A 428-nucleotide genomic window follows, 5' to 3' on the forward strand; every position below is an offset into this window, starting at 1 on the left:
AAGGCGTCCGCGAACACCGGGAACGCCTCGTACCAGCCCCGGCCCATCGACTCTCGCTGCGCACCCTGGCCCGTGAACAGGCACGCCACCCGACCAGAACCCGCAACACCCGTCAGACCACCCGACCCGGAAGCTACCGCGCCCAGCCCGGTCGTCAACCCCGCGGTGTCACCGGCGAGCACCACCGCCCGATCGGCCAGCGCGGCACGGCGCGCTCCCGCGGCGGCGCGCGCGTGGAGATCCCGCACGGCCACACGTCGCACCTGCTGTGCCTGGGCACGGAGCGCCGCCGCGTCCGTACCGGACAACAGCACCGGCACCCAGGGAAGTTGCAGCGCTGCCACGACGGCGGCGGACTCGACGGCCGGGGGCGCCTCCACGAGCACGTGCGCGTTCGGCCCGCTGACGCCGAACGCCGACCCACCCGC

At 75.0% G+C, this 428-nt stretch carries 1 pseudogene; it reads right to left on the minus strand.

Annotation, left to right across the window (positions count from 1 at the left end):
* Positions 1-428, minus strand: a pseudogene (locus PUR56_RS31280) (type I polyketide synthase); the annotation flags it as partial.

Origin of the sequence: Streptomyces sp. BE303 (assembly GCF_036290945.1) — a bacterium.
In the GTDB taxonomy this organism is placed as follows: domain Bacteria; phylum Actinomycetota; class Actinomycetes; order Streptomycetales; family Streptomycetaceae; genus Kitasatospora.